Origin of the sequence: Stenotrophomonas sp. NPDC047960, from assembly GCF_043204395.1 — a bacterium.
Classification (GTDB): Bacteria; Pseudomonadota; Gammaproteobacteria; order Xanthomonadales; family Xanthomonadaceae; genus Stenotrophomonas.
Genome location: NZ_JBIDBX010000010.1, coordinates 1 through 2089, shown reverse-complemented (window position 1 = coordinate 2089; position 2089 = coordinate 1). Strand labels below are relative to the sequence as shown.

2 protein-coding genes are annotated in these 2089 nt (G+C 62.0%); both read left to right on the top strand.

Annotated elements, in window-relative coordinates:
* Positions 1–1936, top strand: a 1936-nt coding sequence (fusA, locus tag ACGFZ3_RS18580; RefSeq protein WP_392924698.1) for an elongation factor G, incomplete at its 5' end; no start/stop codon positions are given.
* Positions 1937–1988: 52 nt separating this feature from the next.
* Positions 1989–2089 (top strand): GTP-binding protein (locus ACGFZ3_RS18575; protein WP_031270842.1); only part of this gene is annotated, 101 nt, incomplete at its 3' end.

Genomic DNA, 2089 nt, shown 5'->3' with positions numbered 1-2089 from the left:
CGCGTTCTGGAAGGGTATGGACAAGTCCCTGCCGGAGCACCGCTTCAACATCATCGACACCCCCGGGCACGTCGACTTCACCATCGAAGTGGAGCGCTCGCTGCGCGTGCTCGACGGTGCGGTGTTCGTGCTGTGTGCTGTCGGCGGCGTGCAGCCGCAGTCCGAAACCGTGTGGCGCCAGGCCAACCGGTACAAGGTGCCGCGCATCGCGTTCGTCAACAAGATGGACCGCACCGGCGCCAACTTCACCAAGGTCGTTGGCCAGCTGAAGGCCAAGCTGGGTGCGACCGCCGTGCCGATGCAGCTGCCGATCGGTGCCGAAGAAGGCTTCAAGGGCGTTGTCGACCTGATCAAGATGAAGGCCATCCACTGGGATGAAGCCTCGCAGGGCATGAAGTTCGAGTATCTGGACATCCCGGCCGACATGAAGGACGCCGCCGACGAGGCGCGCACCTTCATGATCGAAGCTGCGGCCGAGGCCAGCGAAGAACTGATGGAAAAGTACCTTGGCGGCGAAGAGCTGACCGAGGCCGAGATCATCGAAGCCCTGCGCGTGCGCACCCTGGCGACCGACATCGTGCCGATGTACTGCGGCTCGGCGTTCAAGAACAAGGGCGTGCAGGCCATGCTGGACGGCGTGGTGCAGCTGCTGCCGTCGCCGATCGACGTGCCGGACGTGACCGGTACCGACGTTGACGACGAGACCGTCGCGCTGAGCCGCAAGTCCGACGACAAGGCGCCGTTCTCGGCGCTGGCCTTCAAGATCATCACCGACCCGTTCGTGGGTGCGCTGACCTTCTTCCGTGTCTACTCGGGCACGTTGAATGCAGGCGACCAGCTGCTGAACTCGGTGAAGGGCAAGAAGGAGCGCATCGGTCGCATCCTGCAGATGCACTCCAACGATCGCGAAGAGATCAAGGAAGTGCTGGCGGGTGACATCGCGGCGGCCGTCGGCCTGAAGGACACCACCACCGGTGACACCCTGTGCTCGCAGGAGCACCCGATCATCCTGGAACGCATGGTGTTCCCGGAGCCGGTGATCTCGATGGCGGTCGAGCCGAAGACCAAGTCCGACCAGGAAAAGATGGGCCTGGCCCTGGGTCGTCTGGCCCAGGAAGATCCGTCGTTCCGCGTCAAGACCGACGAAGAATCCGGCCAGACCATCATCTCGGGCATGGGCGAGCTGCACCTGGACATCATCGTTGACCGCATGAAGCGCGAGTTCAACGTCGAGGCCAACGTCGGCAAGCCGCAGGTGGCTTACCGCGAAACCATCCAGCTGGCCGACGTGAAGTCGGATTACAAGCACGCCAAGCAGTCCGGTGGTAAGGGTCAGTACGGTCACGTCGTGATCGAGCTGTCCCCGATCACGGCTGAAGACCGTGCCGATCCGAAGATCGCGCCGAACATCAAGGACGATTTCCTGTTCATCAACGACATCACCGGTGGCGTGATTCCCAAGGAATTCATTCCGTCGATCGAAAAGGGCCTGCGCGAAACCATCACCAGCGGTCCGCTGGCTGGCTTCCCGGTCGTGGACGTGAAGGTGAAGCTGGTGTTCGGCTCCTACCATGACGTCGACTCCTCGGAAATGGCGTTCAAGCTGGCTTCGTCGATGGCCTTCAAGCAGGGCTTCGCCAAGGCCAAGCCGGTCCTGCTGGAGCCGATCATGAAGGTCGAGATCGTGACCCCGGAGGACTACCAGGGCGACGTGATGGGCGACGTCAGCCGTCGTCGTGGCGTGCTGCAGGGTTCGAGCACCACCGGTGACGGTTCGGCCAGCATCATCAACGCGATGATCCCGCTGGGTGAAATGTTCGGTTACGCCACCTCGCTGCGTTCGCAGACCCAGGGTCGTGCGACGTTCACGATGGAATTCGACCACTACGAGCCGGCGCCGAACAACATCGCCGAAACCGTGATCAAGAAGGCCTGAGCGTAAGCTCAGGTCCTCACCTTCTTCTTTCTGATATCCAAGGTATACAACAATGGCAAAGGGTAAGTTCGAGCGCACCAAGCCGCACGTCAACGTCGGCACCATCGGTCACGTCGACCACGGCAAGACCACGCTGACCGCCGCACTGACCAA